Origin of the sequence: Helcobacillus sp. ACRRO (assembly GCF_022347125.1) — a bacterium.
In the GTDB taxonomy this organism is placed as follows: Bacteria; Actinomycetota; Actinomycetes; order Actinomycetales; family Dermabacteraceae; genus Helcobacillus; species Helcobacillus massiliensis.
In genome coordinates, this window is the sequence record NZ_JAKRNG010000017.1 from 1 (window position 1) to 23,518 (window position 23,518).

The window sequence follows — 23,518 nt, forward strand, 5'->3', positions numbered from 1 at the left end:
CGCCCCTCCCAGCCCCTCAAGCTCACAACCGGGGTCGTCTTCACCGAGTGGGGGTGAGCAGGTGGCGCCGTCCGCGCCGGTGCCGAACCCGCCACCAGCTGACACCCCACCACCGAGTGCAGGGAAGGAGCCGCAGTCATGAGCCGCCGCAACAAGAACAACAGCCACGACCCGGAGGCGACCGGTTCGGAGCTGGTGCCGGTGAAATTCTCCCGCCTGACCCGCCGCGGCATCCTGCTTGGCCTGTCCGCGGCCCAGCTGGTCACCGTCGGGATCGCGATCGCCACCATCGTCACCGCCCTGTACGCGGGGGGCGGGATGTGGCTGGCCTACACCGCCCCCATCTGGGCCACCGCCGTCCTCCTCACCTGGGTACCTGTCGCGGGACGCCCGGTCATTGAGTGGGTGCCCGTGGCCGGCTGGTGGGTCTACCGCACCACCATCGGCCAACTCCTCTACCGGCGTCGCATCGTCACCCCACGCCCCGCCGGAACCCTCGCCCTACCTGGAGACCAGGCGCGGCTGCGTGAGTACGAGGATCCGACCACGGGGGCGGGCATGATCCACGACCCCCACCAGAACACGCTCACGGTGGTGTGCGAAATCACCCACCCCGCGTTCGTGCTCCTCGACCCCGCCGAACAAGAACGCCGCGTCACCGCCTGGGGCCGCGTCCTGGCCACCGTCTGCCGCTCCGGCAGGATCGCCACCCTGCAAATCTTGGAACGTACCCTGCCCGACTCCGGCACCGGGCTCGCCGAATGGTGGACCACCCATGGCCAGCCCGAGGACACGAGCTGGGCTGCCACTACCTACGCCGAACTCATCGACCGCGCCGGACCCGCCGGCGAACGCCACGCCACCACACTCTCCGTATCCCTCGACATGAGAAACGCGGCGAGGCAGATCCGCACCGCGGGCGGCGGGATCCGTGGAGCAGCTGCCGCCCTGCGTCAAGAGATGAACACCCTTACCGCCGCGCTCCGCTCAGCCGACCTCACCCCTTCCGGTTGGCTCACCCCCGGACAGATCGCCGTGATCCTGCGCTCGGCCTACGACCCCGCGATCGCCGCCACTTTGGAACGCCACGGCGAGATCGGCCAGCAACTCGCTACCGCCGGACCGGTCGCGGTCAACGAGACCTGGGGTCGTATCCGCACCGATTCCGCCCACCATGCGGTGCTGTGGATCAGTGAATGGCCGCGCTCCATGGTCTACCCAGGTTTCCTCTCACCCATCCTGCTCTCCAGCGGGATCCAACGGTCGTTCTCCCTGATCTGCACTCCCATGCGGTCCGACCAGGCCGCCCGCGACATCCGCAAGAAGAAGGTCGAGCACATCTCCGACCAAGCCCAACGCGCCAAAATCGGGCAGATCGAGGATGCCGCCCAGACGGCTGAGTACCACGATGTTCTCCAGCAAGAAGCCGACCTCACCGCTGGCCACGGCATCCTGCGCTACACCGGCCTGATCACCGTCACCGCCACCACGATCGAAGACCTCGACGCCCACGTCGCAGCCCTCGAACAAGCCGCGATCCAAGCCAACTTCGAAACCCGACTCCTCGCCGGACAACAAGCCCAAGCCTTCACCGCCGCAGCCCTACCCCTATGCCGCCAAGTCTGACGCCTCTGGTTGCGACGACAGCCGGATAGCTCCGGTTGGCTGCTGCGAACGGGCGAGTTCTTGTGCGACCCGTCGCTTGGTATCTGAATACGCATCAGACTCTGTTGTGCAGAGCCAGGATGCGGCACCTATGACTGGCCCGATGACGGCGAACGCCAAGGCGAATCCCGTCATGATCACGACTGCGCCTACTCTCGCCACCATGTGCGTGAGCCAGCCGCCAGCAGCATCGAGAAGGCTGTGCATCTGGAGTCTGCGCGCAGCAACATATGCCAGTCCGAGAATCAAAGCGGTCACGACGGTAACAATCACAGCGACCTGCACTTGTGAACGCAGCCACTCGACCACCCACGCTATGGACGCGAATTGAGCAGCGAGCATGAGCAACACCCACGTCGTGGCTGCTGCGCGCGAGCCCAAGAGTCCTCGAGCCTGAAGGTCAATAGGCCAGTCGTCACGCTTGGCGTTGAAGAATGGTTTGATCAGCATCGCCAGGACAGCCAATGCTGCCAGCGACACGAGTGTGCGGCTTGCCTCAACATGCGGCTCGGCAAGTAAAGGTGGGAGGCCGGACTCGAACCACCCTCCGACCCCCGAAGCCCCAATGGCGTTCATGGCGGCTGCGAGAACCTCACTGGGGCGTTGCTCGCGAACGTACGCGGCAATTGTCAGCACCCCAGCGAGGCATCCAACGAGTTGGTAAATCAGATCACTGTTGGTCTTCCAGTCCTTGATGAGCCCGGGCAGGGCTTTGACGGTTTCGATCACGTCTTCTCCTCTCTGCGCTGCCTTCAGTCTGGCGGCCACCTCTGACATTTCCTGCGTGCAGCCGAGCGCACCTCCCTCGTAGGCAATCCGCCGCTGCGTAGAGAGGACTGTTGGGATGGCGACGTTTGTTGATCCGGTTGCTGATGCTGCTGAGGCCTATGAGGGGTTGCGTGGGTTGGCGCACGCGACTCGCGCGTTTGAGGATCCGGTTGACATGTACCGGTTGTTGGGTGAGGTGTCGGGGTCGGTGCGGCTGTTGCGGCAGGTGCTGGACCAGCTGTCTCGTGCTCATGCTGATCACCGCGACATCGCGTTCACCGATGACCGCGCGCCGGCGGAGGCGGTGGCGTTGGCAGCGGCAGATGAGTTGCATCAGGCCGCCGACGGACTGGATGAGGTCGCTGACCGGGTAATGCGCGCGCACGAAGCCTCCGGTCGGATCGCCTGGCACACCCACACCATCCCTGAGCCCGAGCGTTCGCGGCGGTGGGTGAATGTGGTGTTCCTCCAGGGCCCCGAGGCCGATGAGGTGCTGGAGCTGATTGATGTAGAGGGGGTGCAGGCGGGGATTGCGCATCTGGCGCAGTGGGACTTCGGCGACGAAACCACCGCGGCGGCGTTCGTGAACGGTGAGGTGTACGACGAGCTGCCGGGTGGGCAGTGGGATCGCAGCTTCGAGGCCGACGGGTATGTTCTGACCTACAACCCGCAGATGGGGTATGTCGGGCTGGTCCGCGAACACCCCGACACCGTCCCTGACCCCAGTTACGACGAGGACGTGGTGGCGGCACGGGACGCTCTCAGTGGGGTCACGCCCGAGTCTCCGCGTCGAGCAGCTGACGGTACGGACTGGTTCGCACCCAAGGTGGGTGGCGGCGCAGCGTCGTCTTCGGTGGGGCGGTCGCTGTGAGTGGCGAGAAGGAACGGCTGCACGCTGCGGTGTTGGTGTCCCCGGCTGCGGAGCGGCGGAAAGCTCGTAAGGCTCGTCGTCAGGCTGCGGCCCGGCTGCAGGCTGAGCGGGCCAGGGTCGAGCGGGAGGCGGCGAAGGCGAAAGCGCTGGCGGAACGGGAGGAGCGGAAGGCGACGACGTTTCTGCCGGCGCCGGGCGAGGCGGGGCCGGCGGCGTTGCGGTCGCCGGGACCGTTGCGGTTGCCGCGGCATCAGGACACCTCGGCCACGTTGGCCGGGGCGTATCCGTTCATGGCCGAAGGCGGCCTGGGGTCGGATGGGGTGTTCGTCGGGCAGGACCTGTATTCGGGTGGCAGTTTCGTCTACGACCCGTGGGTCCTCTACGCCCGCGGGATCATCACCGCCCCGAACCTGGTGCTGGCGGGAATCGTCGGATCGGGCAAATCGTCGTTGGCGAAGTCGCTGTATACGCGGTCGTTGCCGTTCGGGCGCCGCGTCTACGTTCCCGGCGACCCCAAGGGCGAACACACCGCGGTCGCCGAAGCGGTGGGTGGGAAGGCGATCGTGCTCGGCCACGGCCTCCACAGCCGGTTGAATCCCCTGGATGAGGGGCACCGCCCCGGTGGGCTCACCGACCAGGAGTGGGCGAGCACCGTCGCGTCCCGGCGCCGTGACCTGATCGGAGCCTTGGCCGAAACAGTGCTGGCGCGGGGGCTGACGCCGTTGGAACACACCGCGATCGACCTCGCCCTGACCGCGACGGTGGCGGAGAACGAGGTGCCGATCCTGCCCATGGTCGTCGACCACATCCTCGCCCCCAGCCACGACCCCGACGGGCGCCTGGCTGAAGACGGGCGCCTGGTCGGCCACGCGCTGCGGCGCCTGGTGGCCGGTGACCTCGCTGGCCTGTTCGACGGCCCATCCACCGTGGCGTTCGACCCGGATCTGCCGATGATCAGCCTGGACCTGTCCCGGGTGACCGAGAACTCCACCCTCATCAGCGTGTTGATGACCTGCAGCTCGGCGTGGATGGAATCCGCGCTATTGGACCCGAACGGTGGGCAGCGGTGGGTGATCTATGACGAGGCCTGGCGGCTGATGTCCCATCCGGCGTTGTTGAAGCGGATGGATGCGCATTGGCGTCTGGCCCGGCATTACGGGATCGCGAACATGCTGATCTTCCACAAACTCTCCGACCTCGACAACGTCGGCGACGAAGGTTCCGCCATGCGCTCGCTGGCCAACAGTCTGTTGGCGAATGCGGAGACGCGGATCGTCTACCGCCAGGAATCCGACCAGCTCGGCCCCACCGCCACCGCCCTCGGCCTGACCGGCACCGAACAGACCCTGCTGCCAAACCTTGGCGTGGGTCAGGGGCTGTGGCGGATCAAGAACCGCTCGTTCGTGATCCAGCACCAGCTCCACCCCGGCGAGCTGGAGCTGTTCGACACCAGCCGCCGCCTCACCGCAGGAGTCAAGTAATGCCCAAGCTTCCCGCCCTGAGACACCGCCGCAACGACCCGAGCGAGACGGTGCCGGTGGTGTTGCGGCACGTGGTCATCACCGTCGACATCACCGGCACCCTGACGGTGACCGTCGACCAGCAACCGCATCTTCCGCCGGCCGGTGAGGTGTGGGATCGGGGTGACTTCGCAGCGATCCTTGATGACCTCACCGAGCAGCGCCGTATTCCCGTGCGAGTGGATGTGTATGAGTCCGACGGGAGTCACTTCACCGACATCATCCACGCCCACCGACCACGCCGCGCCCCCGAACCCGAGCCGGACGTCCCGGCCCCTGCCGACGAGGAAGCCGCTGCGGACACTCCAGCGCCCCCGACAGATGATTCGGGCCGGCTGGTGGGGTTCTTGCCCGGTGAGACGGTGCTCCTCGCCCAGATCACCGAGGAAGTCGCGGCGGATGAGAACGGCACCATCACCCCACCCGACACTGCCTTGGGTCCGGTGGTGGTGGTCGGACGGGCCTCCGGAACCGTCATCGTGCAGGAGACGCGATGAGTACCTCGCAGCGGCAGAGTGGGTCGATGGGTGAGGAACTGACCAACGCCGCCCTCATCGGCCTCAACGCCTTGTTCCTGCTCACCCTCGTGCTCCGCGCGGCCGGGTCGGTCGCCGCGTTCCTCACCGGAGCACCCCAGCCCACAGCGAGCTGGGCCGCCGGTGCCGGGGTGTTATTCGACCCCGGTAACCCCGCAGTCGCGTTGGGGGCGCCTGGTCTCAGCCCCGTTGCCTATTGGGTCACCACCATCGTCGCTCTGGGCGGGCTGGTCGCACTCGCGGGCTGGGGATGGGTCGCCTGGCGGCGTCGCTCCCATGCTCAGGTGGTGGATCCGCATCGGTTGGCGGGCACGACGACGCGGCACGAGGTCGCCCAGGTCGCCTCCGACAAAGCTCTCCTGAAACGGGCCTCGACGTTGCGGCCGTCGCTGAAGGACCCGACGCCGGGTGAGGTGGGGTATCGGCTCGGGTCGTCGAAGGGGCAGGGGGTGTGGGCGAGTGTGGAGGACTCGATTCTGCTGATCGGCCCGCCCCGCTCCGGCAAGGGCCTGCACGTCGTCATCCCCGCCATCCTCGACGCCCCCGGCCCCGTGGTCACCACCAGCACGCGCCCCGACAATCTCACCGCCACCCTCCGCGCCCGGCAGCGTCGTGGCCCGGTGGCGGTGTTCGATCCCCAGCGCCTGGCCGGAGTACTCCCGGCGGGGATGCGGTGGTCACCCGTCCGCGGCTGTGAGGATCCGCTGACGGCGATGATCCGCGCGACCGGGCTGGCTTCTGCCACCGGGTTGTCGGCTGGTGGTGTGGAGTCGGGTGGGTTCTGGGAGGGCAAGACCCGCACGGCCCTCCAAGCCCTCCTCCACGCCGCGGCGTTGGACTCTCGGAAGCCGGCGGACTTGTTCCGGTGGACTCTCGACCCTGCCGCCGCTGCTGAAGCGGTCGCGATCCTCACCAACCACCCCGATGCTGCCGCCGGGTGGGCGGACTCGCTGGGGGCGATGATCGACGCCGACCCCAAGACCCGCGACTCCATCTGGCAAGGCGTCGCCCTCGCCCTCGGCGCCCTCGCCGACCCCCGCGTCCTCGGCGCGGTCACACCCCGCGAGGGCGAGACCCCATTCGACCCCGAAACCTTCCTGCGCGAGTCCGGGACGCTGTACCTGCTCGCCACGGGTGCTGGTGCCGGGGCTTCGGCGGCGTTGGTGGCGGCGTTCATCGAAGACCTCATCGAAACCGCCCGGCGTCTCGCCGCCCGCTCACCCGGCGCACGGCTCGACCCACCCCTCCTGCTGGCCCTGGATGAGATTGGGAACCTCGCGCCGCTGCCGTCCCTGCCGACGTTGATGGCCGAAGGTGGCGGCACCGGCATCACCACCCTACCCGTCCTCCAATCGCTCGCCCAGGCACGCGACAAGTGGTCCGACCACCAAGCCGGAGCGATCTGGGACGCCGCCATCGTCAAACTCATCCTCGGCGGCGCCTCCAACAGTCGCGACCTCCAAGACCTCACCACCCTCATCGGCGAACGCGACGAATACACCGACTCCGTCACCCTCGGTGACCACGGCACCAGGTCGAACCAGCGCTCCGTACGGCGGGTGCCGATCCTGCCACCCGACCGCATCCGCACCCTCCCCTTCGGCACCGGCGTCACCCTGCTCCGCTCCGCGCCGCCGATCATCACCGACCTGACCGCCTGGCCCACCCGTCCCGACGCCGAGACCCTCAAACGCAACCGCCGCGAACTGGAACAGCTCCTGCAGAACCCCCGTGCATGACCGGGGTCGCGGGGTGCACCTGACCGGTACCAGCAGCCCACACCACCAGCGGGCTGCAGTCCACGAGTTGAGAGGTACCGCGTCATGGCTATCCGCACCCAGGAATCCCTGTCCGGGTTCATCGCATCCGACCCGCAGCTGACCTACACCGAACGCGGCGATGCCCGCTTCTACGCCCGCTACGGCCAGGAGAACTTCCAACGCGAAGAAGACGGCACCTTCACCAAACTGGAACCCTCCTTCGGCAACCTCGTCCTCTACCGCGCCACCGCCGAACGCGCCTTCGAACGCTTCACCAAAGGCGACCAGTTCGTCGCCGAAGGCTACGCCCACGACTACACCTACGAACGCGACGGACAACGCATCGCCGGCGAAGAGTTCGTCGCCAAGAAGATCGGCCACGACACCGCCCGCACCCGCTACGACGTCGACCGCACACCCCGCCAAGCTCTCGAACGTCAGGCGGCTGGGCAGGCCTTCGAACCACCCCAGCACCACCAGGCCACGCCCGCAGCCGACAGCCTCAGCATGTGACCCGGGGGACTGATCATGAGTACTCACGGCCCCGATCCCGACGACCAGTACGAGGACCCCGGCATCCTCGACGACCAGCCCGACATGTTCGACGCGAACGCGCTGCCCGAACCCCCGCACCCGATCAACTGGAACCTCCTATCGGCGCAGGATCTGGAAGCCGAACTGCTGGAGCTGAACCGGTGGGTCGACTGGCTCCGCCACACCTACGGCCTACCCGCCGCGGTCATCCCGCCCTACTGGCACCGCCACCCCGAACTTCTGTGGGAGCTGTCCGCGCTGCACCTGCACTGGCTGTGCGCCTACGACCCCGAACAAAACGGCTCCGCACCCCTGGGCTGGCACCGCGACTTCGCCGACGCCCGCCACCGCCTCCGTGACTGGGTCACCGCCTCCGGTACCCGCCTTGACCGCGACCGACCCACCCGACAGACCACCTGGCCCGGCGAAGGACCCCAACCCACCCACGACGAGTCCGTCATCACCGACCGAGACGCCGACTTCGTCCAATACGTCATCGACCAGGTCAACGAGCGACAGGCTGCCGAAGACGCCTTCTACGCGAGTCTGGATGACCGGATCGACCCGGCGACCGGTGAGGTTCGCGACGATGTTCCGGGTCCCGAGGGTGGTTGAGGATGGTGCGCCGGTATCGCCGCACCACCGCCCGAGTCGAGGCGGATCGGCCCCTGCGCGTCCGGTATGAGCCGCGTGAGGAGATCGATGCCGCGAAGGTTGCGGAGGTGTTGATCCGGATCGCGCTGCGCACCGCCGGCGACCAGCCCGTCGGGCAGTCCGGTGCCCATCTTCGTCGCCTGCTCGTAGCCGAACGATAAACTGTATCCAAATCAAGTTACGGCGCTGTTGGCACCTACTCTTGCTAAGCCCCGTTCGCGGGGTGTTCTTTTCGACTCTGACGTGACCGCCTCCGGCGCCCCACCCGCCCCCAGTTATGTGGGGGCTTGTGAAAGGCGGTCACCATGACACTCGATCTGCTCTCCGGCCTCGACATCTCAGGCCTTCGACGCCTCGCCCGCACCACACCACGCCCAGACACCACTGCGTCCGGGAGTGAGGGGAAGGTGGCGGCGATCAGCTACCTGCGGGTCTCGACCAAGGATCAGGCCACCCGCAATGGGCTGGAAGAGGGCCTGTCGATCCCGGCCCAGCGCGAAGCCGCGCAGCGCAAGGCCGAACAGCTCGGTGCGGTCATCATCAAGGAGTTCATCGAGCCCGGTGAGTCAGCCAAGACCGCCCAACGACGCGCGCTCCAAGAGATGCTCGACTACGCGACCACGCATCCGGTGCGGTACTGCATCGTCAACAAGGTCGACCGCCTCGCCCGCAACCGGCTCGATGACGCCAAGATCCACGCCGCGCTGCGGGATGCGAACATCAGCCTGGTCTCGGTCACCGAGAACATCGACGAGACCCCCTCAGGGATGCTCATGCACGGCATCCTGGCCTCCATGGCCGAGTTCTACTCGCTGAACCTGGCCCAGGAAGTCCTGAAAGGCATGACCCAGAAGGCCGCGATCGGCGGCACCCCCACCAAAGCGCCTCTGGGCTACCTCAACGTCCGCACCACCGACGCCCGAGGACGCGAGTCCCGCGAGATCGAGATCGACCCCGAACGCGCCGGCCTCGTCCGTTTCGCCTTCACAGCCTACGCCACCGGGGACTGGTCCCTGTCGCGCCTGGCCAAAGAACTCACAGCCCGCGGCCTGACCACCCGACCCACCCCTTCGCAGCCGGCCAAGCCACTCACCACCACCGGGCTGCACAAGATCCTGACCAACCCCTACTACCAGGGCACCGTCACCTTCCGCGGCGTCGCCTACGACGGCACCCACCAGCCCCTCGTCGACGCCGAGACCTGGGTGCGGGTCCAAACCAACCTCGACGCCAACAACGCCCGCGGCGAACGACCCCAGAAGTACGACCACTACCTCAAAGGCACCCTGTACTGCGCCTGCGGAGCCAAGCTCATGATCGAACGCCCCCGCGACAAGACCGGGGACCGCTACGAGTACTTCACCTGCTCCGGACGACGCCGCAAGACCACCAATTGCACCCGCTCAGCGATCCTCGCCGAACGCGCCGAAGCCGAGATCGAACGCACCTACCAGCGCAACTCCCTGACCCAGACCCAGGCTGAGCACGTCCGGAAGGTCCTCAACGACGTGTTCGACCAGCTCGAAGGATCCAGCGAGGACGAACGCAAGCTCCTGACCGCCCAGCGCGACAAGCTCGAAGCCGAACGCCTCAAGCTCGTCCAAGCTCACTACGCCGACGCGATCCCCCTCGACCTCCTCAAGAGCGAGCAAGACCGCATCCGCGCCAGCCTCGACCAGATCAGCACACGGCTCGACAACCTCACCGACACCTACGCCGAGGCCCGAACAGGCTTGGAACAGCTCACCGAACTCCTGGTCGACCTCAACGACCTCTACAACAAGTGCGAACCAGCCGAACGACGCATCCTCAACCGCGCCCTGTTCACCCGCATCACCATCGACGACGAAGAGAACGCCACCTACACCCCCGAGCAGACCACAGCCAGCGTCCTCGCCCACACCCGCATCGATGCCCCGGCCCACGTCACCGCAGAAACAAAACTGCCCCGCCATCAGGCGGGGCAAGTTTCGATCTTCTCATCTTACGTGGAGGTAAGGGGACTCGAACCCCTAACCCCCTGCTTGCAAAGCAGGTGCGCTACCAATTGCGCCATACCCCCGAGGGTGATGTCAGCCTAGCTGACCTCAGTCACGGGTGGAAGGCGAGGTCTTGACCTCAGCCTCAGCCCACAGATCCTCTTCGAGTCGAGCGGCTTCGCTCTGACGCCAAGCAACAACACCAGCTGCTGCAACGGCCGCCAGGCCGAGTGTCCACTTCAGAACCTTCATCAGATCCTCCGTTTCCGAGAGTGGGCCTAACTGGATTTGAACCAGTGACCTCTGTCTTATCAGGACAGCGCTCTAACCAACTGAGCTATAGGCCCGTATCCGGGTGGTGCGAATCGTTCAGGAACTCATCGCCTACCGACGAATAACTCTACCCCGCCCCGAGCCCACGGCCAAACCATGTGCGGGGAGTGTCAGGCATGCCACAGGTGGGTGGCCGCTCGGTGACAGCGCGGCGGCGGGGCGGCAACGGTGGCTGCGGGGCGCGAGAGTCGCGCCGACGGGGCCGACGGAGGCCGCAGGAGCCGGGCGGCGCCCGCCGCTGGGGCTCAGCTGTCGGTGAAGGTGACCTTCAGGCCGCCGAGCAGCGCCGCCACGATGTTGTAGAGGAACGCGCACAGCGTGCCCAGCGCGGTGATGATGACGACGTTGACGATCGAGAACAGCGTCGCGTAGGACAGCATCTTGCCGAACTGGAAGTACTCGAGGAACTTCAGCGGCTTGCCGTCCTCACTGATCGTCGAGCCGATCTCGTTGATCTGGTCCCAGAGGCCGATCGCGTCGACCATCATCCACAGCACGGCAGTGGCGATGACGGTCGCCACGCCCACGGCGATCGCGATGAGGAACGACAGCTTCATGACGCTCCACGGATCCAGACGCGCCAGTGTGAGGCGAACACGGCGCGGGTTCCGCTTCGCGGCGCCGCCGGCAGCGCCCTTCGCGCCGGGAATGTTCGCGCTCGACGCGGACCCGGCCGGACCGGAACCCGTCGGCCGCGGGGAGCGGGACGTGCCCTTCGGACCGGCGACGGCGTCGCGCACCTTCGAGAGCTTCTGGGTCACGCCTTCGCGGGTGTCGGACCCGGCGGCCGCGGCCGCGCCGGAGCTGCCCGAACTGCTGGAGCCGCCCGGACTGCTGGAGCCGCGGGGGGTGGTGCTGTCCGTCGTGTTCACGCAGTTCTCCTCATGTCGAGTGTGTTCGGGATGAGCCTATGTGATCGGGCCCGGCCTGCTGTACTCACCGCGCGGTCAGGCGTCGGCCTCGTCAGCGCTGTCGGTGGCGTCGGCGTCGGTCAGGTCGGGCTTCTCCGCCTCATCGACCTCGTCCTCGTCCTCACTCTCGGCGAAGACGTTCACGAGGGTGATCCGGTCGCCCTGGTCGGGCTTGGCGAACACCACGCCCATCGTGTCGCGGCCCTTCGCCGGCACGCCGTCCACGCGGGAGCGGACCACGCGGCCCTTCTCCATCAGCACGAGGACCTCGTCATCCTCCTCCACAATCGCGGCGCCCACGAGGTGGCCGCGGTTGTTCGGCAGCTTCGCCACCTTGATGCCGAGGCCGGCGCGGCCCTGCACCCGGTACTCATCCACCGGGGAGCGCTTCGCGAACCCGGAGTCGGTCACGGTGAACACGTACGTGCCGGGATGCACCACGTCCATGGCGAGCAGCTCATCGTCGTCGCGGAACTTCATGCCGGTCACGCCGCCGGTGACGCGGCCGAGGGGCCGCAGCACGTCGTCCGAGGCGGGGAACCGCACGGACTGGCCGTTGCGGGACACCAGCATCAGGTGGTCGTCCGCGTTGACGGCGCGCGCCGCCACGACCTCGTCCATGGCGGTGGACCCGTCGGCCCCCTCCACCTCGCGGAGGTTGATGGCGATGAGCCCGGCGGAGCGGTTCGAGTCGAACTGGCTCATGGCGGTCTTCTTCACCACACCGGAGCGGGTGGCGAGGATGAGGTAGTCCGCTTCGTCGTAGTCGGAGATGACCAGGACGGACGCGATCGTCTCCTCCGGCTGGAACTCCAGCAGGTTCGCGATGTGCTGGCCCTTGCCGTCGCGGGCGGCCTCCGGCAGTTCGTACGCCTTGATGCGGTACACGCGGCCCAGGTTGGTGAAGAACAGGATCCACCGGTGCGTGGTGGTGGTGAAGAAGTGGTCCACCACGTCGTCGGCGCGCAGGGACGCGCCGCGCACGCCCTTGCCGCCGCGCTTCTGCGCCCGGTACTGGTCGGTGCGGGTGCGCTTCACCCAGCCGCCCTTGGTGATGGTGACGACCACGTCCTCCTCGGGGATGAGGTCCTCCATCGACATGTCGCCGCCGAACGGCAGGATCTCGGTGCGGCGGTCGTCGCCGTAGCGGTCCACGATCTCGCTGAGCTCCTCGCCCACGATCTCCCGCTGGCGCTCCTCGGACGCGAGGATCGCCTGGTACTCCTCGATGAGGGCGGCGAGGCGGTCGTGCTCCTCCATGATCTTCTGGCGCTCCAGCGCGGCGAGGCGGCGCAGCTGGAGGGCGAGGATGGCGTTCGCCTGGATCTCGTCGATGTCCAGCAGCTCCATCAGTGCGGTGCGGGCCTGGTCGGCGTCCGGGGAGCGGCGGATCGTGTCGATCACGCGGTCGAGGTCGTCGAGGGCCTTGAGGTAGCCGCGATAGATGTGGATCTGCTCCTCCGCCTTCTTCAGGCGGAAGCGGGTGCGGCGCACGATGACCTCGATCTGGTGCTTCACCCATTCGCGGATGAAGGAGTCGATCGAGAGGGTGCGGGGCACCCCGCCCACCAGCGCCAGCATGTTCGCGGAGAAGTTCTCCTGCAGCTGGGTCTGCTTGAACAGGTTGTTGAGGACCACCTTCGCGACGGCGTCCCGCTTCAGGGTCAGCACGAGGCGCTGACCGGTCTTGCCGGAGGTCTCGTCGGTGATGTCGGAGATGCCCTGCAGGCGGCCCAGCTTCACCAGGTCAGCGATCTTGCGGGCGAGGTTGTCGGGGTTCACCAGGTACGGCAGTTCGGTGACCACGAGGGCGAGGCGGCCGTTGATCTCCTCGGTGCTGACCACGGCGCGCTGCGTGATGGAGCCGCGGCCGGTGCGGTACGCCTCCTCGATGCCCTTGGTGCCCACGATGGTGGCGCCGCCGGGGAAGTCGGGGCCCTTGATGCGCTCCAGGCACGCTTCGAGCAGCTCTTCCTTGGTGGCTTCGGGGTTGGTGAGCAGCCAGTGGACGGCGTCGGCGACTTCGCGCAGGTTGTGCGGCGGAATGTTCGTCGCCATGCCGACGGCGATGCCGGAGGAGCCGTTGGCGAGCAGGTTCGGGAACCGGGCGGGCAGGATGGTGGGCTCGTCGATGGTGTTGTCGTAGTTGCCCTGCATATCAACGGTGTCTTCGTTGATGTCGCGGACCATCTCCATCGCCAGCGGCGCCATCTTGCACTCCGTGTATCGGGGTGCGGCGGCGCCGTCGTCGCCGGCGGAGCCGAAGTTGCCCTGGCCGAGGATCAGCGGGTAGCGCATTGACCACGGCTGCACGAGGCGGACCATGGCGTCGTAGATCGCGGAGTCGCCGTGCGGGTGGTAGTTGCCCATCACATCGCCCACGACCTTCGCGCACTTGGAGAAGGACCGTTCGGGGCGGTAGCCGCCGTCGTACATCGCGTAGGTGATGCGGCGGTGCACGGGCTTCATGCCGTCGCGGACGTCCGGGAGGGCGCGCCCCACGATCACGCTCATGGCGTAGTCGAGGTAGGAGCGCTGCATCTCCTTGTTGAGGTCCACCTGGACGAGCTGGTCGCCCGCGTCGACGGGGTCGATGTCGGTGCTCTCGGTGGTGGTCACCTCGAGGGAGTCGGGGGCGGTCAGCGGGCCGCGGTCCGCGCCGCCCTCGCCGCTGTCGCTGCTGGGGCCGGTGCCGGCTGCGCCGTTCAGTTCGTCATCGCTCATTGTTCTGTGCCTCTCCATCTGCGCTCAGTCTCGTCGTCTGCCGTTCGGGGGGCCGACGGATTCCGTCGTGCGCCGGGGCGCTGCGGATCCCGTCGGCCTGCCATCAGATGTCGAGGAAGCGCACGTCCTTTGCGTTCTCCTGGATGAAGCGACGGCGCGCTTCGACGTCATCGCCCATGAGCACCGAGAAGATGGCGTCGGCGTCGGCGGCTTCGTCCACGGTCACCTGCTTGAGGGAGCGCTCATCGCGGTCCATGGTGGTGGTCTGCAGCTCGCGCCAGTCCATCTCGCCGAGGCCCTTGTAGCGCTGGATGCCGTTGTCCTTCGGCATGCGCTTGCCGGCGGCGCGGCCCTCGGTGAGGCGCTGGTCGCGCTCCTCGTCGCTGAACACGTACTCGTGGGGGGCGTTGGACCACTTCAGGCGGTACAGCGGCGGCATCGCGATGAACACGTGGCCCAGTTCGATGAGGGGCCGCATGTAGCGGAACAGGAGGGTCAGCAGCAGGGTGCAGATGTGCTGGCCGTCCACGTCGGCGTCGGCCATGAGGATGATCTTGTGGTACCGCAGCTTGTGCGGGTCGAAGTCCTCGCCGATGCCGGTGCCGAACGCGGTGATGAGGGAGCGGACCTCGGCGTTGTCGAGGGCGCGGTCCAGGCGGGCCTTCTCCACGTTGAGGATCTTGCCGCGGATCGGCAGGATCGCCTGCGTGCGCGGGTCGCGTCCCTGCACGGCGGAGCCGCCGGCGGAGTCGCCCTCCACGATGAAGATCTCGGACTCGGCGGGGTTGCGGCCGGAGCAGTCGCGCAGCTTGCCGGGCATGCCGCCGGTCTCCAGCGGGGACTTGCGGCGGGTCGCATCGCGGGCCTTGCGGGCGGCTTCGCGGGCAGCGGCGGCGGACTGGGCCTTCTTCACCACGTCCTTCGCCTCGTTCGGGTGCATGTTCAGCCAGTCACCGAGGTGCTCGGTCATCACCTTCGACACGTACGTGCGGGCGATGGTGTTGCCGAGCTTCGTCTTGGTCTGGCCTTCGAACTGCGGCTCGCCGAGCTTCACGGAGATGACGGCGGTGAGGCCTTCGCGGATGTCCTCACCAGTGAGGTTCGGCTCCTTCTCCTTCATCAGGCCGGCAGAGCGGGCGTAGCGGTTCACGGCGCCGGTGAGGGCGGAGCGGAAGCCCTCCTCGTGGGTGCCGCCCTCGTGCGTGTTGATGGTGTTCGCGTAGGTGTGGATGGATTCGCTGTACGCGGTGGTCCACTGCATCGCAATCTCCACGGAGATCGTCTCCGCGGTGTCCTCCGCTTCGAAGGACATGATCTCCGGGTGGATGATCTCCGCGCGCTTCTGCTTGTTGATGAAGGCGACGAAGTCCATGATGCCGTTGTCGTAGCGGTACACCACCACGCGCGGCGCGGAGGCGTCCTTCTGCTCCGCGGGCTGCTCGGCATCGGATTCGATGCCGTCCACGTCCTTGGGGTCATCGGACTTGAGGTTGTCGAGGTCGCCGAGGTGCTCCTCGTCCTCGTCCTCCTCCTGGACGCGCTCATCGGTCAGGGAGATCTGCAGGCCCTTGTTGAGGAACGCCATCTGCTGGAAGCGCTTGCGGAGGGTTTCGAAGTCGAACTCGACCGTTTCGAAGATCTCCGGGTCCGGCCAGAAGGTGAGGGTGGAGCCGGTTTCGTCGGTCTCCTCCCCCTTGTCGAGCGGCCCCGTCGGCACCCCGCGCTCGTACGCCTGGCGCCACACGTGCCCCTGGCGGCGGATCTCCACCTCGAGGCGGGTGGAGAGCGCGTTCACCACGGAGGAGCCCACGCCGTGCAGGCCGCCGGAGACTGCGTAGCCGCCGCCGCCGAACTTGCCGCCGGCGTGCAGCACGGTCAGCACCAGCTCCACGGCGGGCTTGTTCTCGGTGGGGTGCATGTCCACGGGGATGCCGCGGGCGTGGTCGACCACGCGCACGGAGCCGTCGGCCTGGATCGTCACCTCGATGGAGGAGCCGTGGCCGGCGAGGTGCTCGTCCACGGAGTTGTCCACGATCTCGTAGACGAGGTGGTGGAGGCCGCGCTCACCGGTGGAGCCGATGTACATGCCGGGGCGCTTGCGCACCGCCTCGAGGCCCTCGAGGACCGTGATGTCCGATGCTTCGTAGTGGGGTGCATCGGCTGGGGTGGGTGCGGTGTTTTCGCTCACTGGCGCAGCAGCTCCTTCTGGTCGCGTGCAAGGATCGGGCGCTCTGCGCGGGCGGGCGCGCGGGTGGTGTCCCCACGGGGCCCCTTTTCCTGGCGGGCCCGCGTTTTCCCGACGGGGCCCTGGAGGGCCGCACAGGGCGCGTCCCGATTCTCAACCTGCACGATTCTACCCGATCGGCGGCTGGAATACCCCTCTCAAACGCGCGTGAAGGGCCCGAATCGGGCACAGAACACGTCGGTATGGGTCGGGGGACGGCCGCGGGGCTTCTGGAGGCGCCTGGAGGGGTCCAACGGCTGCGCGGGCGGCAGCCGAGGGGCGCCCACGTCCGGCCGGGCCGGAGCGGGAGGGCGAGCATTGGCGTATAGCGGCACACCAGGTCGATATAGACAACGGGGTGCCGCTATACGCCCGCCGAGCGTGGGCGGGCCGGGTGGGCGGGGTGAGCTCACCCGGCCGACGGGGTCAGTGCTCGGCGCGGTCCTTGAGGACGGAGGTGCCGATGCCGCCGACCACGATGAACAGGACGATGTAGGCGATGATCACGGCCGCCCAGTTCGCTGCGCGCACACCGTTGCGGGCGGACGGCGCGGCAGGTGTCGCGGATCCGGGCGCGGGGCCGGCGCCGTGATCGGATTGCAACCCGCCTGTCACCCCGAGGTCACGTGGTCCGGGCTCGGGGCGGCCAGGACCTGGCCGACGGGGACCGGCCGGGCGGCGAGAGCAGGCGCAGGCCGACGGGGTCAGCGGCGTCGTGTCAGGCCCGGAACTTCGGCGGGACGCACGCACCGGCACTGGAGTTGGATTCGACGGGTTCACTCATTGAGCGTCCTTTCCAGGTCCTCATCGCTCACACCGGCTGCTTCCTGCAGACCGTGCTTCTTGATGTAGTCCTGCGCACGCCGGGCGCATTCCATCCGTCCGCGACCACGTCGCAAGGGCGATAGAAGCTTCTGCGCCAGCGTCTTTCCCGTCGGCGGATCGATCACCACACCCATATCAATATCGGGACGCGCGAACACCACATCATAGAATGGATACAGCAATTCCTCTGCCGCAACGACCTTCGTCATCATCTCGAAAGGCGTCCCGAACCGTGGCGACCGCAGCGTCATGCTGGCCCCGCCGTCGAGCAGGCGTTCCAACAATGGGGCCTCTAACGCCGGATCATGCACCCGGCTACCGGACGTGAACAGCACATGCAAACAATTGATCCGGTCACCGTCCCTCGAAATGACGGACGGATCAGCACCGTGATCCAGAATCATGGTCGCCATCGCCACACGATCCTCAACGACCTTGTTCGAGAGACTGTCGAAAAGGAAGTCCGTCCAACCGTCCGGCTCCACAGGATCCGGATTCGCCCGAAGAGCATCCATCACTTTTTCAAAGGTCCAATAGCGGCCAGCCATGAACGGCGACCAATTCTCAAACTCGTCACTCACTCCGGATTCTCCACATTGTCATCACCATGACTCCGATTCCGGCCCGGATCCTCAACCACATAGTGGTCGGGATCTTGGTGCCATTTCTTGAAATCTTCCGAGGTGATCTTACCGCCCGCGCACAGTCCGCATCGGCCATTGCGGGCGTGCATCCGTCGGCCCCCGAAAATCAGTTGCCTCCCGGCCGACGGGGCCTCACGATCAACAGGACCACCCTCGACGAAGGAGCCCCGCATGCCCCAGTGGACTGCGCAGCGCAGCCGGCCCGTCCCCGACGATGTTCGGCGGATCATCGCCACCCTGCCGGAATGGTTCGGCCTGTCGGACGCGAACCAGGAGTACATCGACGCCGCCGAGACCAAGGAGACGTGGACGGTGCGGGCCGACGGGGCCGTCATCGGCGTGGCCCTCATCGACCGCCACTTCGAGCATGTCGCAGAGGTGCACTTCATGGCGGTGGACCGGGAGTACTTGGGGTGCGGTGCCGGCACCGCGCTGATGGCCGCGATCGAGGCCGACGCCCGGGAGCGGGGCGTGGCGCTGCTGGAGGTGAAGACGCTCGGGGCGTCGCACCCCGACGAAGGCTACGCAAAGACCCGCCGCTTCTACGAGAAGGTCGGGTTCCTGCCACTGGAGGAGACGGACCTGTGGGGCGAGGACAACCCGTGCCTGTTCATGGTGAAACCGCTGGTCGCTTCGGCGCGCTGACGAACTGCGGCGGACTCAAGCCCGCAAATATGCACGGTTACGGGACGTCGGCGGTGCCGTCGCTACGATGTGGCCACTTTCCACCAAGGACCGAAGGACGGGCCGTAGCTGGACCGCTGTCTTACCCGTTGCTTGGGCCAGCTGGGCAATCGTCCTGGGTTGATCGCTATGCATCTCGTCGAACACGAGTTGCTCAGTGACGGTCAGCGAAGCCCTGGCCCGGACGTTGATCCCGAACAGTCCCGGCTCCCGCTCGGATACGACCCCCCGTGCCACCAAATCCTTCAAGATTACGCGAACATCATCGGAGTCAAGGTGCAGTGCGTGACGTGCTTCAGAAACACTCACCTTCTCATTCCGGAAGAGATAGGCGAGAAGGCGGATATGGTCGCGACCTAATCCATCGGTTTCACGGGTGCCGAGCCAACTCCGGAACTCGGTTGTATGGAAGCCATGCCGAAAGATAGTCACCGAGGTCGATCCGGGCTCTGCCCGGAACTGTGGTTCGAGGAGCCCGTGTTCCCGCATGGCGGCGTTCATACGTGGGACACCCGACCCAAGGTTCTCGGCGACAACTCCGCCTGACCGCATGGGCACGCGCATAAGGAGCTGCACCAGGGCCTCGTTGCGGGCGGTGGATCGACCGTCGGCAATGTTCTCGACTGTACGATCACCCCAGAGCCCTCCAGGGTTGGTGATCTCGATCCGGTCGCGAAAAAGGTCAACAGCTACCTGTTGCCCGAGCACGGCGCTGCTGTAGTCCCTATGCATGACCGCGTTGGTGAACGCCTCTCGCAGAACTTCCTCGGGGATCTCGTATTCATTTCTTCCCTCGACACCGTCGATGGTGGTGCGGACTGACAGATGCCTCAGGCAGACCTGAACAGCGTCGGAGATCATGTCAGGGATCCGTCCGTCGCAGATTCGCCGATCTACTGTGCGAACTTCGGCATCACTCGACTTCGTTCCTCCCGGATGAACCGCTACGTCAATGAACAGTTGCGGAAACTCCTGCTGGGGATATCCGGCCAGTGTCAGCCAACCGGCCATAGTTGGCTCACCACCTGCGGTAACGGCATTGAGCCTTACTAGGCGTTCGGCAGTGGTTGACACTCCACTGATGGCACGCGAGTTCTCTTTTTCCAGGCGGCTGATCAGTCGCTCAACTGCCTCTTCGTCGAAGTCGGCGACGGCGCGCCCGGTCACCGCCTGCCGATCGACGATTGGACGTTGCCACCTCTCCCCGATCTGATGGATTTCGTAGGGCGACAGTCGACGGTCGCTGTCATGCTCGCGACGAAAGCTGCCACGTTGAATTCCCTTATCGATGACGAAGCACGGACCGGGCAGGTCCTGATGCACGTCGAGGCGGCTGATCTGGGCTGCAACGACAGTAGTCTGACCACCGTCAATGTCAATGACATCCAACTCGTAGTTGGGCACCGGCTGAACCTTAGGCGCTTCGGTTCCCAGCCCCGCTTGGAGTTGATTGACCACCTTGGAGGGATCGAAACCGTCGGCCTGCGTGAAACCATCGTCCTCGCTGAGCCCAAGGACGATCAGGCCGCCGCTGGTGTTCGCGAATGCGGAGATGGACTCCCAGACGCTCTTGGGCAAGTTTTTCGCAGATGCCTTGATCTCGACAGCGCTGTCATCAGAGGAGCGCGCGCGTGCGCGGTCGACGCGTTGCTGCACCTGTGCAGTGTCCATGGCTCCATCTTATGTCACTGAGAGAAGATTTTCCTCAGTGAGGCGCTCTCGAAGCTCAGTGAGAGTGACTGCGGCCTCACTGAGACCTCGCATCGTCTCACTGAAGCCGAGTTTGATCTCACTGAGATCCCAATGAATGTCAGTGACCGACAGCATCCGCTCACTGATAGCACACCAGGCAGCAACCCTCACGGCAAGACGGGGGACCCCCTATCCTTGCGGTGTACCTTCGGGGCGAACGAGCAAGCATTCCTGACGCCCCCTTCTCTTGGTCACCGCAAGGAAGCGAGCTCTTTCCCGTGTCGTTCAATCACGCGCAGTTCATCTGGTCCGCGGCGGACATCCTCCGCGGCACGTACAAGCAGCACCAGTACGGGGATGTGATCCTGCCGTTCACGGTGCTGTCGCGTCTGGATTCGGTGCTGGCGCCCACGAAGGCGAAGGTGCTGGAGGTGCTGGGTGACGGCGAGTGGGATCCGGAGCCCCCGGCGGCGATGCTGCGTGCCCGCGCTGGCCATGACTTCTCGTTCCATAACCGGTCCCGGCATGATCTGAAGTCGCTGCAGGGCGATCCGGACAATCTGGAGGAGAACCTTCGCGACTACGTGAACTCGTTCAGTCAGAACGTGCGGGAGATCTTCGAGAAGTACGCGTTCGAGGATCGCATCATCGAGCTGGCTCAGCATGACCTCCTGCTGCAGGTGCTGCAGCATTTCGCGAAGGTGGACCTGCACCCGAAGGTTGTCTCGAACGAGAAGATGGGGCACATCTTCGAGGAGCTGATCCGGAAGTTCGCGGAGGCGTCGAACGAGACGGCGGGTGAGCATTTCACGCCGCGCGATGTCATTGACCTGATGGTGACGCTGCTGCTGGCGCACGCCCCGGACCTGGGGAAGGACCATGTGGCGCGGGAGATCTATGAAACTTTCATAGCACGAGGGATACAAACGCGCGCGAACTGCGATTTAGCTGCCTGACTGGTTCAACTAGCGAGGAGGCTATTCACGTGCTGTTGTCATTGCCCTCTCATGGGGACGGCTTCGATCTTGCCCGCCAGAATAGCGAGCCAGACAAAACACAAAACGGAAAAGGCTCTCCAGGGGTAACCGCCCATGACAATCGCTCGAGAAATCTTGCGCTTTAAGGGCAGCCACCTAATCTCTGAGCGGTTATATTCTTGTAAACACAAGTACGGCAAACCGTTTTCATCACAAGGGAAGCTCTATCATGGCGAGTGCGCTCACAGGACCAATCGCGGCCTTCAACGAGAGCCTTACATCCATTTTCTTCCAATTCATCGAGGAAAGTGTCTGGAATGTGGGCTCCTGGTCGGGGCCGCTCATTGACGGATTTGTGGCCCCAAAGATCACCCCATGACAAGTCAATGCCACCTTCGGGGATCCCGAAGTAACCGGTTGCGGGAGCCTGTGGACGCGGACGCCGTCTTGGAGTGCGAGGACCTCCACGGCGACCTGCGCACCGCCCCCGGCCGCCGAGATCTCGCAGTATGACGTCGAGATGATGGAGGACACCGCCATCCGCGGTCACTAGACACCATGAACTACGAGTTCCACGATTTCGAGACGCTCGTCGAGATTCCGGGCGAGTGGCAGGTCCGCCTCATCCTCTCCGATGACCTCGATGCGGCTTACGTTCCCCTGTCACCGGAGATGACGGCGCGCATCGCTGAGGCTCTCGAAGAGGCACCGGAGTGGTTGGCGGTAGCACGGGAGCGGATCCGGGAGGAATTTCCGGACGGTGAGGTACCTGAGCTGACCAGCGTGTGCGTGCTGTCCGAACCCCTGGAACGCTGGCGCTTCGGGGTGTCCTTCTGGCTGGCGGAGGATCGTGAGCACGGTCGGGGCCTGCAGTTCGCCGCCACCGAGACCGAGGGTTACACCGTCGTGGAGTACGGGGGCGCCGAGGTGGCCTTCTACTGATCCCCGCACACCGCTTCGTGCTCGACTTGCCCGGGGTGTTCGAGCTGGATCGTCGAGTGCTCGATGCGCAGTTCCCGCGGCGCCTGCTGCGCCGCCCCGAGAATTCCGCACTCCTCTGCCGGCACACGCTCCTGATCGACGACGGGGTAGGTGTCAGCATCGTCAAGAAAAACCATGGGGGCCAGAATCCCACAAAAATCCCACAAGAGATATGACAGCCACGACAATGGTGGCCCTCATGGCACTAACGACGTGGACCTGACCAGCGCAAACACAAAACCCCAGCAGGCAGCCAGCCGACCCAGCGCAACCGGACGCCACCGACAACGCTGACGGCACCGACAACGCAAGCACCCCATCGGAGGTTGGCTCCACCGATAACGCTGGCACTGCATCGAGCGGGGGAGCGCTGGCGCGCACGGGTGCAGAGGTTGTGCCTGCCGCGCTTGCGGCTGTGACTGTTGTGGCGGGCATGGCGTTGTTGTTGGTGATGCGCCGCCGACGTGCCTAAGGCGTCTTGAGGTGAGCCTCGTCGTTCCCTTTCTTGCGAGGGGAGGCGCTCGTGGATGTGGTTTTCATTTTCGCGAGGAAGCCGCGCAGCGTGATGAGTACGCCGTAGATGACGGAATACAGAACCAGGCGGTAGAGGAACGTGAGGAAGTCGTTGATGTCGCGGAGCTTGTTTCCGTCGGTGTCCACGATGATGTTGTCGCCGGTGACGGCTGTTTCGCCTTGGGTGGGGTGCTCGATGATGACGCTAGCGGAGAGGTATTCGCCCTCGTTGAGGAACAGTGCCTCAAACGGCGCGTTGTAGATCGGGTTGCCAGGGACGTCCGTGAACGCGCTGACGATGGCCCCGACTATGAACAGGAGGGTACCGAACACGGTCCACCCCTTGCTTGGGAGGAGCAGTATGAGGAAGATCCCGAGGAGAATCCCTGATGCGACCCACGGCACTTCCAACATCACTACGACCAGGAGCATGAACAGTTGCATCCCTAGGGAGAACAGCCCGAAGATCAGGAGTAATCCGAGGACGACGAAGATAATTCGGATCTGAGGCGGGACCTTCTTGAGAAGCCTGCGAGCCATCGGAGTTTTCGAAGTATTCGGTGCTTCTGGTGAGGTTGTCACAGCGACGTCCTTTATCTTCGGTGCAGTTCCACCGCTTTCGCTGGTGGAACTGCAGGAACCTGACGCTAAGGTTAAGGAAGTATCTTTTGAAATCACGTTAGCCGCCCATGGTGAACTGGTCAGCGACCGTCGGTGAACGGC

The 23,518-nt window shown here is 65.7% G+C and carries 24 protein-coding genes and 2 tRNA genes; 11 read left to right on the forward strand and 15 right to left on the reverse strand.

Annotated features, from left to right (window positions below; all coding sequences use genetic code 11):
* Positions 1 to 138: 138 nt before the first annotated feature.
* Positions 139 to 1,626: an SCO6880 family protein gene (locus MHY20_RS07280; protein ID WP_239375921.1), complete on the forward strand. Its 1,488-nt coding sequence runs from the start codon at positions 139 to 141 to the stop codon at positions 1,624 to 1,626.
* On the opposite strand, the gene MHY20_RS07285 is transcribed toward MHY20_RS07280, so the two are convergent.
* Positions 1,609 to 2,394, reverse strand: a complete 786-nt coding sequence (locus MHY20_RS07285; RefSeq protein ID WP_239375923.1) for a hypothetical protein — start codon at positions 2,392 to 2,394, stop codon at positions 1,609 to 1,611. The genes MHY20_RS07280 and MHY20_RS07285 overlap by 18 nt on opposite strands.
* A gap of 115 nt (positions 2,395 to 2,509) precedes the next feature.
* Between MHY20_RS07285 and MHY20_RS07290 the strand changes: the two genes are divergently transcribed.
* The 7 genes from MHY20_RS07290 to MHY20_RS07320 all read left to right on the forward strand — a co-directional run bounded on the left by MHY20_RS07290 (position 2,510) and on the right by MHY20_RS07320 (position 8,469).
* Positions 2,510 to 3,304: a hypothetical protein gene (locus tag MHY20_RS07290; RefSeq protein WP_239375925.1), complete on the forward strand. Its 795-nt coding sequence runs from the start codon at positions 2,510 to 2,512 to the stop codon at positions 3,302 to 3,304.
* The gene (locus MHY20_RS07295) at positions 3,301 to 4,785 is read left to right on the forward strand and encodes an ATP-binding protein (RefSeq protein ID WP_239375927.1); all 1,485 of its coding nucleotides are present in this window, start codon (positions 3,301 to 3,303) and stop codon (positions 4,783 to 4,785) included. The genes MHY20_RS07290 and MHY20_RS07295 overlap by 4 nt, the downstream gene beginning before the upstream one ends.
* On the forward strand, positions 4,785 to 5,321 hold the full coding sequence (locus MHY20_RS07300) for a hypothetical protein (RefSeq protein ID WP_239375929.1): 537 nt from the start codon (positions 4,785 to 4,787) through the stop codon (positions 5,319 to 5,321). The genes MHY20_RS07295 and MHY20_RS07300 overlap by 1 nt, the downstream gene beginning before the upstream one ends.
* Entirely contained in the window at positions 5,318 to 7,099 is a 1,782-nt protein-coding gene (locus MHY20_RS07305) for a TraM recognition domain-containing protein (protein ID WP_239375931.1), read from the forward strand. Before MHY20_RS07300 ends, MHY20_RS07305 begins: the two co-directional genes overlap by 4 nt.
* Positions 7,100 to 7,183: 84 nt before the next feature.
* Complete coding sequence (locus tag MHY20_RS07310) at positions 7,184 to 7,633, forward strand: single-stranded DNA-binding protein (protein WP_239375933.1); 450 nt, start codon at positions 7,184 to 7,186, stop codon at positions 7,631 to 7,633.
* A gap of 84 nt (positions 7,634 to 7,717) precedes the next feature.
* Positions 7,718 to 8,269 carry a DUF4913 domain-containing protein gene (locus MHY20_RS07315; RefSeq protein ID WP_239375986.1) on the forward strand — a complete coding sequence of 184 codons (552 nt, stop codon included), beginning with the start codon at positions 7,718 to 7,720 and terminating at the stop codon, positions 8,267 to 8,269.
* Positions 8,270 to 8,271: 2 nt separating this feature from the next.
* Positions 8,272 to 8,469: a hypothetical protein gene (locus MHY20_RS07320; protein WP_239375935.1), complete on the forward strand. Its 198-nt coding sequence runs from the start codon at positions 8,272 to 8,274 to the stop codon at positions 8,467 to 8,469.
* Between the two features lie 449 nt (positions 8,470 to 8,918).
* Here the strand turns inward: MHY20_RS07320 and MHY20_RS07325 are convergent, their stop codons facing one another.
* The 10 genes from MHY20_RS07325 to MHY20_RS07370 form a co-directional block, all read right to left on the reverse strand.
* Complete coding sequence (locus tag MHY20_RS07325; RefSeq protein WP_239375937.1) at positions 8,919 to 9,083, reverse strand: hypothetical protein; 165 nt, start codon at positions 9,081 to 9,083, stop codon at positions 8,919 to 8,921.
* Positions 9,084 to 9,711: 628 nt separating this feature from the next.
* Entirely contained in the window at positions 9,712 to 10,275 is a 564-nt protein-coding gene (locus MHY20_RS07330; protein ID WP_239375939.1) for a hypothetical protein, read from the reverse strand.
* A gap of 22 nt (positions 10,276 to 10,297) precedes the next feature.
* A tRNA-Ala gene (locus MHY20_RS07335) sits at positions 10,298 to 10,370 on the reverse strand.
* 25 nt (positions 10,371 to 10,395) lie between these two features.
* Positions 10,396 to 10,539, reverse strand: coding sequence for a DLW-39 family protein (locus MHY20_RS07340; protein WP_239375941.1), 144 nt, complete (start codon positions 10,537 to 10,539; stop codon positions 10,396 to 10,398).
* Positions 10,540 to 10,560: 21 nt separating this feature from the next.
* Positions 10,561 to 10,634 (reverse strand) — tRNA-Ile (locus MHY20_RS07345).
* 231 nt (positions 10,635 to 10,865) lie between these two features.
* On the reverse strand, positions 10,866 to 11,492 hold the full coding sequence (locus MHY20_RS11765) for a DUF3566 domain-containing protein (RefSeq protein ID WP_239375943.1): 627 nt from the start codon (positions 11,490 to 11,492) through the stop codon (positions 10,866 to 10,868).
* A gap of 75 nt (positions 11,493 to 11,567) precedes the next feature.
* Complete coding sequence (gyrA, locus tag MHY20_RS07355; RefSeq protein ID WP_239375945.1) at positions 11,568 to 14,255, reverse strand: DNA gyrase subunit A; 2,688 nt, start codon at positions 14,253 to 14,255, stop codon at positions 11,568 to 11,570.
* A gap of 103 nt (positions 14,256 to 14,358) precedes the next feature.
* Positions 14,359 to 16,443, reverse strand: coding sequence for a DNA topoisomerase (ATP-hydrolyzing) subunit B (gyrB, locus tag MHY20_RS07360; RefSeq protein ID WP_239375947.1), 2,085 nt, complete (start codon positions 16,441 to 16,443; stop codon positions 14,359 to 14,361).
* Between the two features lie 462 nt (positions 16,444 to 16,905).
* Positions 16,906 to 17,082 carry a hypothetical protein gene (locus tag MHY20_RS07365; protein ID WP_239375949.1) on the reverse strand — a complete coding sequence of 59 codons (177 nt, stop codon included), beginning with the start codon at positions 17,080 to 17,082 and terminating at the stop codon, positions 16,906 to 16,908.
* A gap of 173 nt (positions 17,083 to 17,255) precedes the next feature.
* Complete coding sequence (locus MHY20_RS07370; RefSeq protein WP_239375950.1) at positions 17,256 to 17,885, reverse strand: hypothetical protein; 630 nt, start codon at positions 17,883 to 17,885, stop codon at positions 17,256 to 17,258.
* A 234-nt stretch (positions 17,886 to 18,119) separates the two neighbouring features.
* On the opposite strand from MHY20_RS07370, the gene MHY20_RS07375 reads away from it, so the two are divergent.
* Positions 18,120 to 18,593, forward strand: coding sequence for a GNAT family N-acetyltransferase (locus MHY20_RS07375; protein WP_239375951.1), 474 nt, complete (start codon positions 18,120 to 18,122; stop codon positions 18,591 to 18,593).
* Between the two features lie 15 nt (positions 18,594 to 18,608).
* Here MHY20_RS07375 and MHY20_RS07380 read toward each other — a convergent pair whose 3' ends face one another.
* Positions 18,609 to 20,303: an ATP-binding protein gene (locus tag MHY20_RS07380; RefSeq protein ID WP_239375952.1), complete on the reverse strand. Its 1,695-nt coding sequence runs from the start codon at positions 20,301 to 20,303 to the stop codon at positions 18,609 to 18,611.
* 299 nt (positions 20,304 to 20,602) lie between these two features.
* On the opposite strand from MHY20_RS07380, the gene MHY20_RS11770 reads away from it, so the two are divergent.
* Entirely contained in the window at positions 20,603 to 21,280 is a 678-nt protein-coding gene (locus tag MHY20_RS11770) for a type I restriction-modification system subunit M (RefSeq protein ID WP_239375953.1), read from the forward strand.
* Between the two features lie 231 nt (positions 21,281 to 21,511).
* Here MHY20_RS11770 and MHY20_RS07390 read toward each other — a convergent pair whose 3' ends face one another.
* Complete coding sequence (locus MHY20_RS07390; protein ID WP_239375954.1) at positions 21,512 to 21,835, reverse strand: hypothetical protein; 324 nt, start codon at positions 21,833 to 21,835, stop codon at positions 21,512 to 21,514.
* 24 nt (positions 21,836 to 21,859) lie between these two features.
* On the opposite strand from MHY20_RS07390, the gene MHY20_RS07395 reads away from it, so the two are divergent.
* Entirely contained in the window at positions 21,860 to 22,243 is a 384-nt protein-coding gene (locus MHY20_RS07395) for a hypothetical protein (protein WP_016663416.1), read from the forward strand.
* On the opposite strand, the gene MHY20_RS07400 is transcribed toward MHY20_RS07395, so the two are convergent.
* Both MHY20_RS07400 and MHY20_RS07405 read right to left on the reverse strand, forming a co-directional pair.
* Positions 22,237 to 22,419, reverse strand: coding sequence for a hypothetical protein (locus MHY20_RS07400; RefSeq protein WP_049050027.1), 183 nt, complete (start codon positions 22,417 to 22,419; stop codon positions 22,237 to 22,239). The genes MHY20_RS07395 and MHY20_RS07400 overlap by 7 nt on opposite strands.
* Positions 22,420 to 22,750: 331 nt before the next feature.
* Positions 22,751 to 23,377, reverse strand: a complete 627-nt coding sequence (locus MHY20_RS07405; protein WP_239375955.1) for a hypothetical protein — start codon at positions 23,375 to 23,377, stop codon at positions 22,751 to 22,753.
* Between the last annotated feature and the right edge of the window lie 141 nt (positions 23,378 to 23,518).

Bases quoted from the DNA above. Each gene is read 5' to 3' on its own strand.
- gyrA (WP_239375945.1), bottom strand. From the start codon at position 14,255: ATGAGCGATGACGAACTGAACGGCGCAGCCGGCACCGGCCCCAGCAGC.
- MHY20_RS07280 (WP_239375921.1), top strand. From the start codon at position 139: ATGAGCCGCCGCAACAAGAACAACAGCCACGACCCGGAGGCGACCGGT.
- MHY20_RS07325 (WP_239375937.1), bottom strand. From the start codon at position 9,083: ATGAGCATCCCTGAGGGGGTCTCGTCGATGTTCTCGGTGACCGAGACC.
- MHY20_RS07315 (WP_239375986.1), top strand. From the start codon at position 7,718: ATGTTCGACGCGAACGCGCTGCCCGAACCCCCGCACCCGATCAACTGG.
- MHY20_RS07300 (WP_239375929.1), top strand. From the start codon at position 4,785: ATGCCCAAGCTTCCCGCCCTGAGACACCGCCGCAACGACCCGAGCGAG.
- MHY20_RS07305 (WP_239375931.1), top strand. From the start codon at position 5,318: ATGAGTACCTCGCAGCGGCAGAGTGGGTCGATGGGTGAGGAACTGACC.
- MHY20_RS07340 (WP_239375941.1), bottom strand. From the start codon at position 10,539: ATGAAGGTTCTGAAGTGGACACTCGGCCTGGCGGCCGTTGCAGCAGCT.
- MHY20_RS07375 (WP_239375951.1), top strand. From the start codon at position 18,120: ATGCCCCAGTGGACTGCGCAGCGCAGCCGGCCCGTCCCCGACGATGTT.
- MHY20_RS07400 (WP_049050027.1), bottom strand. From the start codon at position 22,419: ATGGTTTTTCTTGACGATGCTGACACCTACCCCGTCGTCGATCAGGAG.
- MHY20_RS07395 (WP_016663416.1), top strand. From the start codon at position 21,860: ATGAACTACGAGTTCCACGATTTCGAGACGCTCGTCGAGATTCCGGGC.
- MHY20_RS07380 (WP_239375952.1), bottom strand. From the start codon at position 20,303: ATGGACACTGCACAGGTGCAGCAACGCGTCGACCGCGCACGCGCGCGC.
- MHY20_RS07310 (WP_239375933.1), top strand. From the start codon at position 7,184: ATGGCTATCCGCACCCAGGAATCCCTGTCCGGGTTCATCGCATCCGAC.
- MHY20_RS07290 (WP_239375925.1), top strand. From the start codon at position 2,510: ATGGCGACGTTTGTTGATCCGGTTGCTGATGCTGCTGAGGCCTATGAG.
- MHY20_RS07320 (WP_239375935.1), top strand. From the start codon at position 8,272: ATGGTGCGCCGGTATCGCCGCACCACCGCCCGAGTCGAGGCGGATCGG.